The sequence below is a fragment of the Corynebacterium sp. HMSC074C01 genome (assembly GCF_001814605.1).
In the GTDB taxonomy this organism is placed as follows: Bacteria; Actinomycetota; Actinomycetes; order Mycobacteriales; family Mycobacteriaceae; genus Corynebacterium.
The window spans coordinates 111,671-126,456 of sequence record NZ_KV817301.1; the positions used below are offsets into that span (position 1 = coordinate 111,671).

Genomic DNA, 14,786 nt, shown 5'->3' on the forward strand with positions numbered 1-14,786 from the left:
GAGATGACTCCCTTCACTAGGACTGGGAGGAATCCAACACGGTGGTGAGACGCTCCGAAAGCTCGGGCAGAGTAACGGTCTCAGCAATGTCAGCGAACGGTGCTCGCGCTTCGCTTACGCCAACCACGAATGCAGCCAGCGGCTTCAGACCGTAGTTCTCCTCGAATTCCTTTTCTTCTCTTGCCAGAGCTTCGGCACCAGCGATGCGCAAATTCTTGTCGTCGGTGGCTTGGACCGGCTCCTCGAACGCCGTCACGAGGCTCACTGGGCGGGTATCACGCGCGGTGACATAGACCAGCTCAGGCAGCGTGTGGTTGGCAAAGGTGTTGATTTTTCCGGTAGGCATGGACTTGATGAAAGCATCGACAAACTGAACCGCAGCTTGCTTCGCGTTCTCCTCAGAGTCGAGATTCTCCGTAAGGCCCGCTACGTTTACTGTGGCAAACCGGTACAAGGTGGAGGACATCATTTGTACGGTGCCGATCATTCCAGCACCTGTTTCCTCACCTGCTTCAGCAAGATCGTCGACAGCAGTAAAGTAGTCGAATTCCGGAGCGCTATCGTGAATACCCAGAGCATGAGCAACCTGCACTGCGGCATCGACGTTAAAGGCAGCGTCATCAGCAATCATGCGACCAAACATCGCCATATCAACCGAGTGCTTGGTATCGAGAATTTCCTTCGCCTCAGCCTTTTTGATCTTCTCTCCGTCTGCAGCGACGATTGCTCGGACTGCGCGGTCAATCTGCTGCGGGCTCAAGAAAATGAGGTACTTGGTACGTGGATACCGGGCTTCCTTAATAAGTTCCTCTTTATCCTCGACCTCGGACTTTTCTAGTTCCTTGATCCGCTTGTTATCAACTTCGGTCGAAATTCCTGCGACCTTGAAGAGGTCACTAACCTGCTTGATTGCGCGCTCGGAATCCCAGCCTTCATGTTCCTCAACCAGCTTGGCGATCTTCTCCGGCAGGCGCTTCGAGCGGTCCCCCACAGACTCAGGATCAACATTCTTTTCAAAGTAGCTACGGATTGCGCGCTTCCAGGACTGGGAGGACACCCGCTGGCGCGGAACTCCACCAAAAATAGCGGACTTAGGTGCACCCGTATCGTCGCGGTTGATAAGGGATGGCGGCAGGGTTTGCAGTGCGTGGATGTCAATAACCAATGACATGGTGAACTTTCCTTTCGGTTGAAGAGTGTTGTTTAGGATTCAGTGGATTTCGTGCTTTTAGTAAAAGCGCCAGTGGCAAAGTCACGTCCCCATCTCAAGAGAACTCCCTGTCGACGATTCTGATCGACTTGCGTGGAAGTACGAGCGTTGAGAGTTCTGAGGTCTTGTGCAAATTGCCCATAGTCAAAGCCAATTTTTGCGCCGCGAAGCAGTGTGATGAGCGAGCGGATATGGATCAATCGGGAGGCTTCATCACGTGAAACGAGCATGGCATCGAAGCGGGGCTTTGTGGACTGTGATTCGCTCTGTGCGAAGAAACGGCCGCATGCGCGAGCAAAGCTTTGGCCTTCAACGTGGGCGTCAGTCGTCGCGCTTTGCATGTGAATGCCAAACATGACGAGAGCATGAAATGCTGCAAGCTCCGACACTGAGGGGGCATTTCCTCTGCCAAGCTCCCTTTCGCTGAGAGGCAGGTGAAGGCTCAGTAGAACTTCCTCTAGCGCTAGAGGCTGGTCATTGAGGGGAACGGAAGCATACTTGCGAAGATTCGCAAGCGTTGCACGAGCTTGCGCACTTTGTGCGCGGTTTGGTGAGCGCAAGATGGCGAACTGTAGGTCATTCGCAGTCCGAGCTACTGCTGGGCGCAAGGTTGGCCCTGCCGAGGTGCTCGGACAGTCAGTGCTAGTTGGAGTGTTAGTCATCGGAGTCATCCTCGTGTTGTTTTCCAGAGGCAACTGTGCCTGGGGTTGTGCGAGAAACCGTCAATGGGAGGTCCTTGTCCAGCCTTCGATGCAGTTGACGGTAAAGCGAGCCGGCTGAAACTATTCGTCCCTTGCCGGTGTCTCCGGCGTCGACTTCCCTACCAACGATGGCCTTAGTTCCAGCACCACGAAGAAGTTCGCGGGCATCACCAAGCACCTGTTCGCGGACCTGTTCTTGCCAATCACCCTGCCGTGTTTCAGCGTTATCAGAGCTCAAGCCTGTCATCCATGTCAGGAAGAGCGGTTCAAGACGAGCATAGAAGCGGTCAGCAGTACTGCTACCGAATTCATAGTCACCGCCAGCGGCAACGAGCAACTGACCTGCAAACCAGCCGAGGCTGATGGCTGCTTTACCAGTTTTCTCAGCAGAGGTGCGAACTGCATTGCGCACCTTCCGACCCGTATCATCAGCACGCAAAACGACCAGTGGCAAACCGATCGTAGCGATGAATGTCGAGGCTACAGACGATTCCTGTGGGCCATATTCCATCGACACCAAAGCTAAATCAAGGAGGTTCTTGTCCAAGTACCCGTCAGCCTCAAGCTCTGCCAGGTTGGAGAGATTTCTAGGTCGCTTAGGAGCCTTATTCTTACCGTTATCGAATCCGAGGTCATCCTCCAACGCGATCAATGCATCGAGTGCACGCCACATTGTCCGAGTCGGGTCGTATGGGCGAGCGTAGTAGGCGTCGGTGCCTTTCTTCGATTGATTCGGACTGTAGCGGTAAGGGGTCATGGGATCGCCCATGACGTTCTTACCTGCATCTGGGATACGGTCACCATTGGACACGAGTACTTGGACCGCACGGCCGCCTTCAATGAACAGGCGAATACGCCGTGCCTGCCAGGTTGCGAGATCAACCGCACCGTGTGGGACCGCTCCTATGTCATCGCTTGATCCCGGTCGCTGCGTTGCAGTATCAGGTTCGCGTTCCCAAACGGGAGTATCCGCGCTTACTGGTCCTCCTTCCTGGGAATCCAAGACTGCCGATGGAGGAGTGTTGAGAATCAGGGTTTCAAGAATCCCACCTGCCCCTAGGACAATTGTGCCGCCAGTGCGTCCGGTCCAACCAGTTCCAATGGGGTAGCCTCGTCCGCCTTTAACGCGGGGATCTCCTTCCGCACCCGACTTAATTCCGGAGTAATCGAATGCCTGCGCATGGATAAGCCATCTAGCAGCCTCATCGAGCGCTAGAGACTCTCGCCCTTCTGCTGTACGCATGGTGAAGAAATCGTCAGCAGCTTCCGGAACGATGAAGGATACAGGTTTTGCGGCTCCTGACTTCGTATGCAAATCCGCGACTTGCATGAAGGGCGCAATTGGTGAAAGAAGATCGAACCGATCTTTAAAGCCATCAAGGTAGTCAAGGACCACGTCATCGCGCTTCTCGTTTACAAGCTGATCACGCAGATCATCGAACCATTCCGGCCAATCAAAGTCTTCCCAATTATTACCCGCGTAGCTTTCTACAAGATCTAGGGCATGCGCCCGCCAAAAAATGGCCAGTAACACACGTAGCACCGCGTAATCCTGGGTTGGGGAGTCACCAACGACTTTGTAAGCGTCACCGCGGCCAGAAAAGATATCGCGGATGCTCAGGCTTACAGGCTGGTTGGTGCCATCCATGCACTTGATCCATGGCTCGTCGAGAAGGTTAAACGTTGAGGTTTCAGTCATTCTTCTTTCTCCTCCTTTCTTTGTCTTGTTGTGGATTGTTGATTGTTGTAGAGGGGTCTCTTAGAGGAGGCGCCCTCAGAGTACAAAGGACGCCGGACATTCACTCTCTCCCATCGCTAAGAATTTCGATACCCAGCTCGGAGGAATAAATCACGGTAAACCGCCCAAGTTGTGCGGTGTCAGTTTCGTTCAGAGGCAACGCCAGTTGTCCCCTCAGAAGGAAGTGCGATCGCCATTGTGCAGGCGTAGCTTCTTCCAAAGCGCTGACGACTGCCTCAAAATCAGATTCCCACCTAGTCATTCGGGTTGGAAGGCGAACTGTGCTCGAAGCCAAATGGAACGCAACGTTGTAGGACAGTTCGGTGCCATCAAGCACTTCTTCCTCAAAGCCCCACGGCTGATACCCGTATTCGGTACTCCTAATTGGAATGACTTCCACCGAAGGTTCAGCATCTCGTACTTGAGCAGCTCCGCGTTCATCTCCCGATGCTGCGTTATCACTGATGAGTTGCGAGAAAAGAGCATCATAGCTGGTTCGTCTCCGAGGGCTAGGCAGTCGGAACGTCGACGATTTCGAGTGCGCGCTATCTTCAGCAAACAGATTTTGCTCCTGAGCTTTCTCCCATACCTCGTCCCATGCCACCGGCGGCGTGAAGTTCTTGTCATAGGCTGCTCGGACAAGTCTCTCGATATCGTCGGGGCGGTGAAAGACTTCTGGAAGCATCGCGTACGTCGATAGAAGCAAGTTTTGGCCGTAGATAGACTCGGCTCCCGAATCAAACTCAGGGACAGGTTCGTGCTTGAGGATCCCGCGAATCATCACTTGTGGCTGTTGTAGCTTTTCCGGCCGATCGGTGGCTGGTCGCGTATGGCGATGTAAGCGTCCAATACGCTGAATAATGAGATCCATCGGGGCGATATCCGTGACAAGAACATCAGCGTCAATATCGAGACTTTGCTCGGCAACTTGGGTTGCCACCACAATCTTGCGCTGTGGACGTCCACTTCCCCGGTGAGAATCTGGTCCAAGTTCCTCGCGCAGGGCATCTTCCTTCGCTACACGTTCCCACGCAACGAAACCAGCATGATGTAGCTGGACATCGTTACCATATGTACCTTCCAACACTCGGTATGCCTCTTGTGCGCGGGCGATCGTATTGCAAATAATGAGCGCGCAGCCACCGTCGTCAAGGTACTGATCCGCAAATGTGACGAGCTTTTCTACTTCATCGTCTAGGTACTCGATGCGCGCTTCTAAGTTCGTCGGCGTTGGCGGCACCGAGTGAAACTTCACGGAATCCCGTGTTGCGAGTGTAAGCAGTGGATACCCAGTAGGTTCCTCATCCGGCCAGGGAGCACGGGAGTATGCCTGCACCAGTGAACGTCGTTTGTCTGGCGGAAGCGTCGCTGACATGAGAATGACGCTGGCACCGTAGTAGCCGAGCCACTCGATGGTTCTTTGGAGGTAGTCGCTGGTGTAAACATCAAAGGAGTGCACCTCATCGAAGATGATAACTTTTCCTGCCAGCCCCACGTGCCGCAGCATGTGGAAACGCTGCTGTAACGCCATCATCAGAACTTGGTCCACGGTGCCCACAACAAAATTGGAGAGCAGCCCCAATCGACGTCCCGACATCCATTGGGACGCAACCACTCCGCCGCCGTCCCCGGAGTCCCTGCCGATTTGTGAGAATTTCAGCTGTTGGTACGGCTCCGAGAGCACGTTCTTGGAGTGAGCAAGGTACATACTCCTTACCGAGTCAATACTGTTGTTCGAGGCCCATTCGATCGTGCGCTCCAACAACCCATTGGCTGTTGCCATTGTCGGCGCCGCGAAAAAGATCCCCTGTGCGCCGCTGCCAGCACCTAGGATCTCCGCGGTAGCCAGGGCCGCCTCGGTCTTTCCAACTCCAGTTTCGGCCTCAATAACAACAAGCGTTGGTCTCTCCACCTGTTGCACTGCTTCTACGACAGCACGCTGCACCGGCCGAGCACAGTACTCCTCCGGCCAATCAAACGACCGCCGAAAGTGAGCATCGATATCCTGCCAGTCCCCTTCTTCAGGTTCCCAAGGCATCGTTACGTCAATAGCTGCGGCAGCTGCTTCCACTCGTTCAAGCTGCGTTCCACTCACGTGGAGCGTGAATGCGTGTTCGTTAGAAGCTACCCAGTCCGCCATCACTACGAGCCCAGTGAGGATTTCCGCAACGCTCTGATGCAGCTTGCTGCCCCCACAGACTTTCTCGAGTACTGAGTCAGCACCGCAGAGATCCGCCATCGCGTCGAGTAATTCTTTGTGCACGCGCTTCCATGGCTCGGGGTAATCCTCAATAAGTTCGCGCACCTGCCTCGAGGGTTTATTCGCGATGCCGTGGTGTGCGTTAACCACTGCCGCCAATGCGTTAGCTTTTGGGAGACGAACACCTCGCGCGCATAACCATTGCGAGAGGATTTCACCTGATGCGACGCCATGGGGAAGCTTATCGAAGTTAGCCTCATCAACGCTGAGGTCGATGTCTAAACCAGCATCTGAGACAGCATGCACGAGATACGCTTTATCACTGTCCAAAAGTAGGCGCTGAAACGTGCGCACCGCCTTTCCCACATCGTGGACTCCAGCAAGCCACACATACAGCGCCTCAACCCCAGACTCATCAACTCCCAGCTCTTCTGAGAGATAACGCTTCACAGAGGCTGCCAACCAAGAGTTATACAAGAAAGAAGCAGCACACGCCGAGTCCACCATATGCTGTGGCAGCGTCAAGAAATCTGTACCATCACCGGACTTCGCCCACAGACTTTGAGCTTGCGGACTACGTTCGCGTGCCCAGCCATCAGCCCTAAGACAAAAATCACGTGTCCGAGCCTGAATTAAACTTGAACTCGGCCCCCGTCCAGCGGTCTTTTCCATGGCCATCCTCCACGAGAAGTCGTTTAAGACGAGCATAGCACCTTTAGCATTAGCAAATTCAATGCTTTCTGAAGATTGTTCTTTGGCAATCGCAATGTAGGCTTCATGAAGGGCGATTTTACTTCCCTGCTCTGCTGGGATGAGCCCTTGCTGATGCTTAACACCATCACTTCCCCGCGTCAGCGGGGCTTTCTTTTATCCGGAACGCCCAATCTGCGGACGCTGGACCCAGGCATCGTCTACCTTGTCATCATGGCCTCTCCCCTTGATTTCAAGCGCTTGGAGCTCGACTCCAACACACCCATTGGCCCCATTTTCCCCGCAGATGAGCGATGCGGGATTTACGTCATCGAGTTCGACGATGGCACCAAATACGTGGGCCAATCCATCGACGTCGTCAAGCGGTTCAGAGACCATACCCATGGCTCCAACCATCACGAATCCTGGGGCGATGTCGTAGCACTCTCCTTTGCGCCCGCACCACCTTTAGAGCTAGACATCCTTGAAAAACAAATGATCCAGTACCAACTCGATGCCGGAGTCTTACTCAGGAATCGCAGCGGTGTTCTGGCCTCAGAAGGCCCAAGTCCACTGGATTTAGTCGTTACCGTGACGGAACAGAAGCATTGGATTCTTGGAGATTGGGAACCCTCACCATCTGACCGCGCAGCTTTTGTACGGGCCGCCGAAGCTTCAGGCCCTACAAAGCTGGAGAACAACGCACCTCCTGAGGTCGCCCAAGCAGTCATCAAGGACATCGCCTTCGCTCTCGAGCACATAATCCCCGTCGCTCCGGAAACTGAGAGAACCTATTGGACGCTGTCTGACTACCCTTCGACCGCAGGTGGCCGCTACGCCACCCTCAACACCGGGATACTTGAGTTTCTTGTTTTCCCGCGCAGCAGTGTCATCACCGATCCATCTGACTTAGATCCAGGTTTTCTTGACGGCTACAACCTCGGCACTGGATTCTTTAACCTTCTTCCACGCGAGGGCGGTGACTGGAAAGCAGATTCAGACGCCATTTGGTTTAGCAAATCCCCCTACCACTTCGTCGCTTCCCATGATTACAACGTCACGTCAACAGAGGCCTATTACTACCCCATCGGCCAATTAGAGGAAACCTTCAAAGCCCTTGGACCAGAGGTCATCTCTGACGCCCGCAAATTCGCGGTCACCTTGATGCGCAACCGCCCGTCCAACCTCTTCCGCCGCTGGCACAGCTCGGCGCTAGCGGGCCGTGCCTACGAGAGCATCGTGAAGGGTTAGCCCTGCGCCTCCGGCGTCGCATAGGGGCTGCGGGAGGAGTCCACCACCTGGCCCGCGTGTGCGGAGTGCGTGGCGGCGGTTTGGTCGAAGACGAGCGCGGCGGGTTTGACGCGCACGTCGGGCTTCTCGCCCTTGTTGACCATGACGTACTGCCCCATCATTCCCTCGTCCTCATGCAGCAGCATGTGGCAGTGGTACATGTACGGAATGGTCTTATCCGGGAAGTGACCGAACTCCACGAGCAGGCGCGCGGTGGCCTTCGGCGGAAGGTTCACAATGTCCTTCCACCCAGAATTGAACACATTCATCTTCTCATCGCCGTCCCACTCCAGAACCTTGAAGCGGGCGTTGTGGATGTGGAAGTTGTGCGGCCAATCAGAGTTCTCATTGGTCACGGTCCAGATCTCCGGGGCGTCGTGATCGATGACGGTATCCACCCGGGCCATGTCCATCTGCTCACCGTTGATCATGAAGGTGTTGAGCACGAACTCACGCTCTTCAAGGCCCTCCGTGGACGGGATCTTCGCCGCGGCGGAGTCAAGCGTTGCAGGCAGAGCCGGTGGCTCCGGTGCGGACTCTTCCGGCCCGGAAATGGTGAGCAGGTCGAAGGAATCTTGGAAGCCGAAGTCGGCCGCATCCTTGTCCTTGGGCACCCCAAAGTTATCCTTGCGCGGCACCGAGCGCAGCTGCACCTCCTCGCCGGGCTCCAAATCCACGATGATTTCGGCGCGCTCGCCGGGGCCGAGGAAGAGGGAGTCGACTTCTACGGGGGCGTCGAGAAGCCCCGTGTCCGTGGCGATGACGTGGAAGGGGCCGTTGCTGAGCTCCAGGGTGTAGAAGCGCATGGAGGCGCCGTTGAGCAGGCGCAGGCGGACCCGGCGCGTGGTGGCGTCGAAGCGCGCATTCGTGATGCCGTTGACCAGAGGCGTGGTGCCCAGAAGCCCCAGTGTGTTATCGCTCTTTTCGTCAATCTGACCGTCTTCGGTGAACTTGGCATCCATGATGACTACCGGGATATCATCCACACCGTAGTCCTGCGGCAGGTCCAGCCCATCGGCCACGTCATCGTCGATGAGGAACATGCCCGCCAGCCCGCGGTAGGCATGCGTGGCCGTGGCCATGTGCGGGTGCGGGTGGTACCACAGCGTGGCCGCGGGCTGAATGATCTCCCACTCGGGTTTCCAGGTCTTGCCCACCTCAATCGGCGAGTGCGGGCCGCCATCCGAATAGGCCGGCAGTTTCATGCCATGCCAGTGCACCGTAGTCATCTCGATGAGGTCGTTGGTGATCTCCGCGCGGACTTTCTCACCGCGCCGAGCACGCAGTGTGGGGCCTAAGAAGGCGCCGTTGAAGCCCCACGTCCGCGTGCGGTCGTTGCCGGGGAGGATCTCCGAGTAGCCGTCTTGAGCGGTGAGTTTGAATACGCGTGTGCCGTCGACGACCTCTCCTTCCTCCACGGGCGGGATAGGCAGGGCTCGCGGCTCGCTGTCGTAGCCCAGTGGCTCCGGCTGATTCTTCGACCCCGAGGTGGAGCAGGCGCTCAATCCCATCACGGCGGCACCGGCAAGAGTCAGCACGGAACCTTGGACGAACATACGGCGAGACACTATAGGGCGAGCGGAGATAGACATGCCTCCCAGGATAGAGATCAGGTGAACCTTAAGGCCCGGATAAGGCCGAGCCGGGCTTAAGATCACAGTCATGGCTTCGCGTTCTGCATCTTCCCAAGACTCCTCACCCTCCAACGAGTCCGCCAATGCCCGCCGCTTCGTGTGGTCGAATGGCCTGCAGGGCGTGGGCGATCAATTGCTCTCCGGTAAGACGGTTCTACCCTGGCTGTTTAGCGTAGCCGGGGTCCCAAGTTTCTTCACTGGCCTGCTGGTCCCCTTGCGTGAGTCCGGCTCCATGCTCCCGCAGGCGGCACTCACCCCATGGGTGGTGTCCCATCCAGCACGCAAACGCCTGTGGGTGCTGGGCTCGGTGGGACAGGGTCTGTGCGCAACGATTATCGCAGCAGCCGCCGTGCTTGTTGACGGCCCCCTTCTCGGCCTCATCATCTGCCTCGCGCTTGCCGCGCTTGCCGTGCTGCGCGCGCTGTGTTCGCTGACCGGAAAGGACGTGCAAGGCCGCACCATCTCCAAGGGCCACCGCGGAGTGGTGACTGGTCGTGCTACACAGCTCGGCGGCGCGGTCACCTTGATTACCGGTGGCATCCTCGCCCTTCTCGGTGAGCTCCCGCGCTGGGGTTTAGCAGTGATGCTCGCTATCGGCGCAGCCACGTGGTTCCTGGCGGCAGCGGTCTTCCGCACAATCGAGGAGCCGGTACCAGAGCACTCCGGGCAGAAGGGCATGAACCGCAGCTGGTGGACAGATACCTGGCAGCTGTATACCCAGGATGCCCGCTTCCGTGGCTTCGTCAACGTCCGCGCCCTGCTGTTGGTGTCTGCCCTGTCCACTTCTTTCATCGTGGTGCTTTCGCAGAGTATCGGCTCGCAGGCACTCAGTGGGCTCGGCGGCTTCGTCCTGGCATCGGGTTTGGCCAGTCTCGTCGGCGGCCGGGTTTCCGGTGTGTTGTCGGATAAGTCCTCCCGCTTGGTTATGTCCTGGGCTGCGGGTGCCGCGGCGATCATCTTGCTGGCCACCGTGGCCTGTGCCGCGTGGGCGCCGACAGCGGTGAGCATGTGGTCCCTTCCCCTCGGCTTCTTCTTGGTCAACCTGGCGCACGCCGCAATTCGCGTGGCGCGCAAGACTTATGTGGTGGACATGGCTGGTGAGGATAAGCGCACCCGCTACGTCGGGGCCGCAAACACCATGATGGGCGTCATCCTCCTCGTCGTCGGCGGCATCTCCGCCGTCATTGCACTCGCGGGCCCCTCGGCAGCCATTCTGTTCTTAGCGTGCATCGGTCTGATTGGCGCATGGCGTGCCCGAGCGCTCCCGGAAGTGTCACACGGGAAGTAGGCAGCACGCGTTATGATGAAACACAGTAAGTCCTGACCCCCAATCACAGGAGAAGCACACACTCGTGGCTGAAGTAGCTGACTGCGCCGCCATTGTCCTGGCAGCAGGCGCAGGTACCCGCATGAAATCCTCAACCCAAAAGACGTTGCATGAGATTGGCGGGAGGTCACTTCTCGGCCACGCCCTCCACGCAGCCGCTGGTCTAAACCCGGAGCACCTCGTGGTCGTCGTGGGCCACCAGCGTGATCAGGTCTCCCCTGCTGTCGATGCTATCGCCGAAGAACTGGATTGCGCAGTATCCCAGGCCGTTCAGGAGGAGCAGAACGGTACCGGCCACGCCGTGCAGTGTGGCTTGAGCGCTCTGCCGGACTTTAACGGCACCGTCATCGTGACTAACGGTGACGTTCCACTTCTACGCCCGGAGACTTTGCGCCAGCTGCAGGAGGCTCACACCGACGAAGCTAACGCCGTGACCGTGCTGTCCATGACGCTGGAGGATCCCACCGGTTACGGCCGCGTGCTGCGCGCCGAGGATGGATCCGTCACCGCCATCGTGGAGCAGAAGGACGCCTCCGAGGAGCAGCGCACGGTGCACGAGGTCAACTCCGGTGTCTTTGCATTCGACGGTGCCGTGCTTCGCGACGCCCTGACGAAGCTCAACTCCGATAACGCCCAGGGTGAGCTCTACATCACCGATGTTTTGGAGATTGCCCGCGAGGCTGGACACCGCGTCGGCGCGCACGTCGCTGCCGATCCGGATGAGCTCTCCGGTGTCAACGACCGCGTGCAATTGGCCGCAGCCGGCCGCCTTCTCAACCGCCGCATGGTCGAGGAAGCCATGCGCGGCGGCGCCACCATCGTTGATCCCGATACCACCTGGATCGGCGTCAACGTGACAATTGGCCAGGACGTCACCATTCACCCCAACACCCAGCTGTGGGGTGCCACGACCATCGCCGATGGCGCCGAGGTTGGCCCCGACACCACCCTGACCAACATGCAGGTTGGTGAAGGTGCACATGTGGTGCGCACGCACGGCTTCGACTCCGTCATTGGCAGCAACGCGCAGATTGGCCCGTTTACCTACATCCGCCCCGGCGTCATCGTGGGTGAAGAAGGCAAGCTGGGCGGCTTCGTCGAGGCAAAGAAGGCACAGATCGGCCGCGGCACCAAGGTGCCTCACCTGACGTATATCGGTGATGCCACCGTGGGTGATTACTCCAACATTGGTGCTTCCTCCGTCTTCGTCAACTACGACGGCGTCAACAAGCACCACACCACCATCGGCAGCCACGTGCGCACCGGCTCGGACACCATGTTTATCGCTCCCGTCACCGTCGGTGATGGCGCATACTCTGGTGCGGGTACAGTAATTAAGGACGACGTTCCCGCGGGAGCGCTCGCGGTCTCCGGCGGCAAGCAGCGCAACATCGAAGGTTGGGTGCAAAAGAAGCGTCCGGGCACGCCGGCAGCGGAAGCCGCCGGCAAGGCACAGGACACCGAGGCTGACGACCAGACCACTAACTAACGACAAGTAAAGGGATATCTACTGATGACTGGCAAGGTTACCGGCAGCAGCAAGAACATGATGCTCTTCACCGGGCGTGCTCACCCGGCGTTGGCTGAGGCTGTGGCCAAGGAGCTCAAGACTGATCTGGTTCCGACCACCGCCCGCGATTTCGCCAACGGTGAGATCTTCATTCGCTTCGAGGAGTCCGTCCGTGGTGCCGACTGCTTCGTGATGCAGTCCCACACCCAGCCGCTCAACAAGTGGCTGGTGGAGCAGCTCATCATGATTGATGCGCTCAAGCGCGGCTCCGCCAAGCGCATCACCGCCATCCTGCCCTTCTACCCATACGCACGCCAGGACAAGAAGCACCTCGGCCGCGAGCCTATTTCTGCCCGCCTGGTGGCAGACCTGCTGGCTGCTGCCGGCGCCGACCGCATCGTGTCCGTAGATCTGCACACCGACCAGATTCAGGGCTTCTTCGATGGCCCGGTCGACCACATGCACGCCATGCCGATCCTGACGGACTACATCAAGTCCAAGTACCCGATGGACAATTTGGCTGTGGTCTCCCCCGATGCTGGCCGCGTGAAGGTGGCTGAGAAGTGGGCACACGAGCTTGGTGACGCCCCACTCTCCTTCGTCCACAAGACCCGCTCAACCACCGAGGCCAACAAGACGGTGTCCAACCGCGTCGTCGGTGACGTCGAGGGCAAGGACTGCATCCTGCTCGATGACATGATTGATACCGGCGGCACCATCGCAGGCGCAGTCCGAGTGCTCAAGGAAGCCGGCGCCAAGTCCGTGGTTATTGCGTGTACCCACGGTGTCTTCTCCGACCCAGCCCGCGAGCGCCTGTCCGAATGCGGTGCTGTCGAGGTCATCACCACCGATACCCTGCCGCAGTCCACCGAGGGCTGGGACAACCTCACGGTCCTGTCCATCGCCCCGCTGCTGGCTCGCACCATCCACGAGATTTTCGAGAACGGTTCTGTGACCACGCTATTTGAGACTCACTAGATTTGATTCTGCGACAACGCTGCTGCTAAAATTTTGTGCGTCTCGGCGAGGGAGAAATCCGTTATCGACGCGATAGCACAAGTTAAGCAGTGAATCTTGTATTAAGCCTGCGATGACTCGTCCAAGACGTCCATCGGCAGGCTTTTGTCGTATCTACATGGTCCTACAACAGCCCTTGCCGCACAACGATACTTTAAGGAGATTTACTTATGGCTTCTGAGCGCCCCGTATTGAAGGCTGAAGTCCGTTCCGAGTTCGGCAAGGGCTTCGCTCGCCGTCTGCGCGCTGCAGGCAAGATCCCGGGCGTCGTCTACGGCCACGCCGTCGACGTCCTGCACTTCGCCGTTGACCGCCTGGAGATGACCGCACTGGTCCGTAACCACGGCGTCAACGCCGTGTTCGAGCTGGAGCTCGAGGGCGAGCAGCACCTGGTCATGGTCAAGCACATTGACCAGAACGTCCTGACCTTCAACATCGACCACATCGACCTGCTCTCCATTAAGCGCGGCGAGAAGGTTGAGGTCGAGGTTCCGGTTGTCCTCGAGGGCGAGCCGGCTCCGGGCCTCATGTCCATCCAGGATGCCGACGTCCTCCTCGTCGAGGCAGACGTGCTCAACATTCCGGAAGAGATCGTCGTGTCCATCGAGGGCCTCGAGGACGGCACCGTGGTCACCGCCGGCGAGGTTTCCCTGCCGGAGGGCACCACCCTTGCTGCCGAGGAAGACACCGTCATCGTCTCCATCTCCGAGCCGGAGGTTGATGAGGACGTCGAGGCTGCCGCTGAGGCTGCTGAGGAAGGTGGCGCTGAGGCTGGCGCCGAGTCCGCCGACGAGTCCGCTTCCGAGGAGAAGAAGGACGAGGAGTAAACTTCCCCTCACCTATCTAACGCACCGCGCCTGCCCCCAGCTTTCTGGGGACGGGCGCGGTTCGCCGTTTTTCGCCCCTACGCTGTTTAGAATTAGCAGCGTGACTTCTTCTCCCTTTCTCGTCGTTGGTCTAGGAAACCCCGGACCGAAGTACGCTGGTACCCGCCACAACATCGGCTTTGACGTGGCTGATGAGCTAGCCCGCGAGCTGTTTGCTTCCTTCTCAGTTCACAAGAAGACGAACACCGATATCGCCGAAGCGCGGCGCGGGGACACCAAGATGATCGTCGCCAAGCCGCGCAGCTTCATGAACCTGTCGGGCGGACCCATCAAAGCCCTCGCTCAATATTTCTCTGTGCCCGCTGATCACATCATCGTGGTGCACGATGAACTTGAGCTTGATTTCGCCACCATCAAGCGGCGCTTAGGCGGCGGAGACCACGGCCATAACGGGCTGCGCTCCACCACGAAATCTCTGGGCACCAAGGACTACCAGCGCCTTTCAGTCGGCATCGGCCGCCCGCCCGGGCGCATGGACCCAGCCGCATTTGTGCTTAAAACATGGAACAAGCAGGAGGCACAGGAGGTCCCCATCATGTGCGCCGACGCGGTCGATGAGATTCTTCGCGCGCTAGACTAACT

11 protein-coding genes are annotated in these 14,786 nt (G+C 58.0%); 6 read left to right on the top strand and 5 right to left on the bottom strand.

All coding sequences use genetic code 11. The features are described 5' to 3' along the window. Nucleotides 1–16: 16 nt before the first annotated feature. From cas7e to HMPREF2978_RS12030, 4 genes are all read right to left on the bottom strand, one after another. A complete protein-coding gene (cas7e, locus tag HMPREF2978_RS12015) occupies nt 17–1,171 on the bottom strand; it encodes a type I-E CRISPR-associated protein Cas7/Cse4/CasC (protein WP_070745714.1) in 1,155 nt (384 codons plus the stop codon). A gap of 32 nt (nt 1,172–1,203) precedes the next feature. Further along, the gene (gene casB / locus HMPREF2978_RS12020) at nt 1,204–1,872 is read right to left on the bottom strand and encodes a type I-E CRISPR-associated protein Cse2/CasB (protein ID WP_070529210.1); all 669 of its coding nucleotides are present in this window, start codon (nt 1,870–1,872) and stop codon (nt 1,204–1,206) included. Continuing rightward, entirely contained in the window at nt 1,865–3,610 is a 1,746-nt protein-coding gene (gene casA, locus HMPREF2978_RS12025; protein ID WP_070529212.1) for a type I-E CRISPR-associated protein Cse1/CasA, read from the bottom strand. The genes casB and casA overlap by 8 nt, the downstream gene beginning before the upstream one ends. 100 nt (nt 3,611–3,710) lie before the next feature. Continuing rightward, complete coding sequence (locus HMPREF2978_RS12030; RefSeq protein WP_070529513.1) at nt 3,711–6,521, bottom strand: CRISPR-associated helicase/endonuclease Cas3; 2,811 nt, start codon at nt 6,519–6,521, stop codon at nt 3,711–3,713. Nucleotides 6,522–6,626: 105 nt separating this feature from the next. On the opposite strand from HMPREF2978_RS12030, the gene HMPREF2978_RS13495 reads away from it, so the two are divergent. Further along, a complete protein-coding gene (locus tag HMPREF2978_RS13495) occupies nt 6,627–7,790 on the top strand; it encodes a GIY-YIG nuclease family protein (RefSeq protein WP_246818778.1) in 1,164 nt (387 codons plus the stop codon). On the opposite strand, the gene HMPREF2978_RS12045 is transcribed toward HMPREF2978_RS13495, so the two are convergent. Continuing rightward, the gene (locus tag HMPREF2978_RS12045; RefSeq protein WP_070745717.1) at nt 7,787–9,421 is read right to left on the bottom strand and encodes a multicopper oxidase family protein; all 1,635 of its coding nucleotides are present in this window, start codon (nt 9,419–9,421) and stop codon (nt 7,787–7,789) included. The two genes, HMPREF2978_RS13495 and HMPREF2978_RS12045, sit on opposite strands and share 4 nt — an antisense overlap. A gap of 70 nt (nt 9,422–9,491) precedes the next feature. Here HMPREF2978_RS12045 and HMPREF2978_RS12050 point away from each other — a divergent pair, with 70 nt between their 5' ends. From HMPREF2978_RS12050 to pth, 5 genes are all read left to right on the top strand, one after another. Next, nucleotides 9,492–10,751 (top strand): MFS transporter, encoded by a 1,260-nt coding sequence (locus HMPREF2978_RS12050; protein WP_070745719.1) that lies wholly within the window; start codon nt 9,492–9,494, stop codon nt 10,749–10,751. Between the two features lie 64 nt (nt 10,752–10,815). Next, nucleotides 10,816–12,279 carry a bifunctional UDP-N-acetylglucosamine diphosphorylase/glucosamine-1-phosphate N-acetyltransferase GlmU gene (gene glmU / locus HMPREF2978_RS12055; protein WP_070529218.1) on the top strand — a complete coding sequence of 488 codons (1,464 nt, stop codon included), beginning with the start codon at nt 10,816–10,818 and terminating at the stop codon, nt 12,277–12,279. A gap of 24 nt (nt 12,280–12,303) precedes the next feature. Further along, complete coding sequence (locus HMPREF2978_RS12060; RefSeq protein WP_070529220.1) at nt 12,304–13,278, top strand: ribose-phosphate diphosphokinase; 975 nt, start codon at nt 12,304–12,306, stop codon at nt 13,276–13,278. A gap of 209 nt (nt 13,279–13,487) precedes the next feature. Continuing rightward, on the top strand, nt 13,488–14,144 hold the full coding sequence (locus HMPREF2978_RS12065) for a 50S ribosomal protein L25/general stress protein Ctc (protein WP_070529222.1): 657 nt from the start codon (nt 13,488–13,490) through the stop codon (nt 14,142–14,144). Between the two features lie 100 nt (nt 14,145–14,244). Beyond that, nucleotides 14,245–14,784 (top strand): aminoacyl-tRNA hydrolase, encoded by a 540-nt coding sequence (gene pth / locus HMPREF2978_RS12070; protein ID WP_143342291.1) that lies wholly within the window; start codon nt 14,245–14,247, stop codon nt 14,782–14,784. Nucleotides 14,785–14,786 lie beyond the last annotated feature (2 nt).

What these genes read in the sequence shown, in the direction of transcription:
- cas7e (WP_070745714.1), bottom strand. Translation starts at nt 1,171, where the DNA reads ATGTCATTGGTTATTGACATCCACGCACTGCAAACCCTGCCGCCATCC.
- casB (WP_070529210.1), bottom strand. Translation starts at nt 1,872, where the DNA reads ATGACTAACACTCCAACTAGCACTGACTGTCCGAGCACCTCGGCAGGG.
- casA (WP_070529212.1), bottom strand. Translation starts at nt 3,610, where the DNA reads ATGACTGAAACCTCAACGTTTAACCTTCTCGACGAGCCATGGATCAAG.
- HMPREF2978_RS12030 (WP_070529513.1), bottom strand. Translation starts at nt 6,521, where the DNA reads ATGGAAAAGACCGCTGGACGGGGGCCGAGTTCAAGTTTAATTCAGGCT.
- HMPREF2978_RS13495 (WP_246818778.1), top strand. Translation starts at nt 6,627, where the DNA reads ATGAAGGGCGATTTTACTTCCCTGCTCTGCTGGGATGAGCCCTTGCTG.
- HMPREF2978_RS12045 (WP_070745717.1), bottom strand. Translation starts at nt 9,421, where the DNA reads ATGTCTATCTCCGCTCGCCCTATAGTGTCTCGCCGTATGTTCGTCCAA.
- HMPREF2978_RS12050 (WP_070745719.1), top strand. Translation starts at nt 9,492, where the DNA reads ATGGCTTCGCGTTCTGCATCTTCCCAAGACTCCTCACCCTCCAACGAG.
- HMPREF2978_RS12060 (WP_070529220.1), top strand. Translation starts at nt 12,304, where the DNA reads ATGACTGGCAAGGTTACCGGCAGCAGCAAGAACATGATGCTCTTCACC.
- HMPREF2978_RS12065 (WP_070529222.1), top strand. Translation starts at nt 13,488, where the DNA reads ATGGCTTCTGAGCGCCCCGTATTGAAGGCTGAAGTCCGTTCCGAGTTC.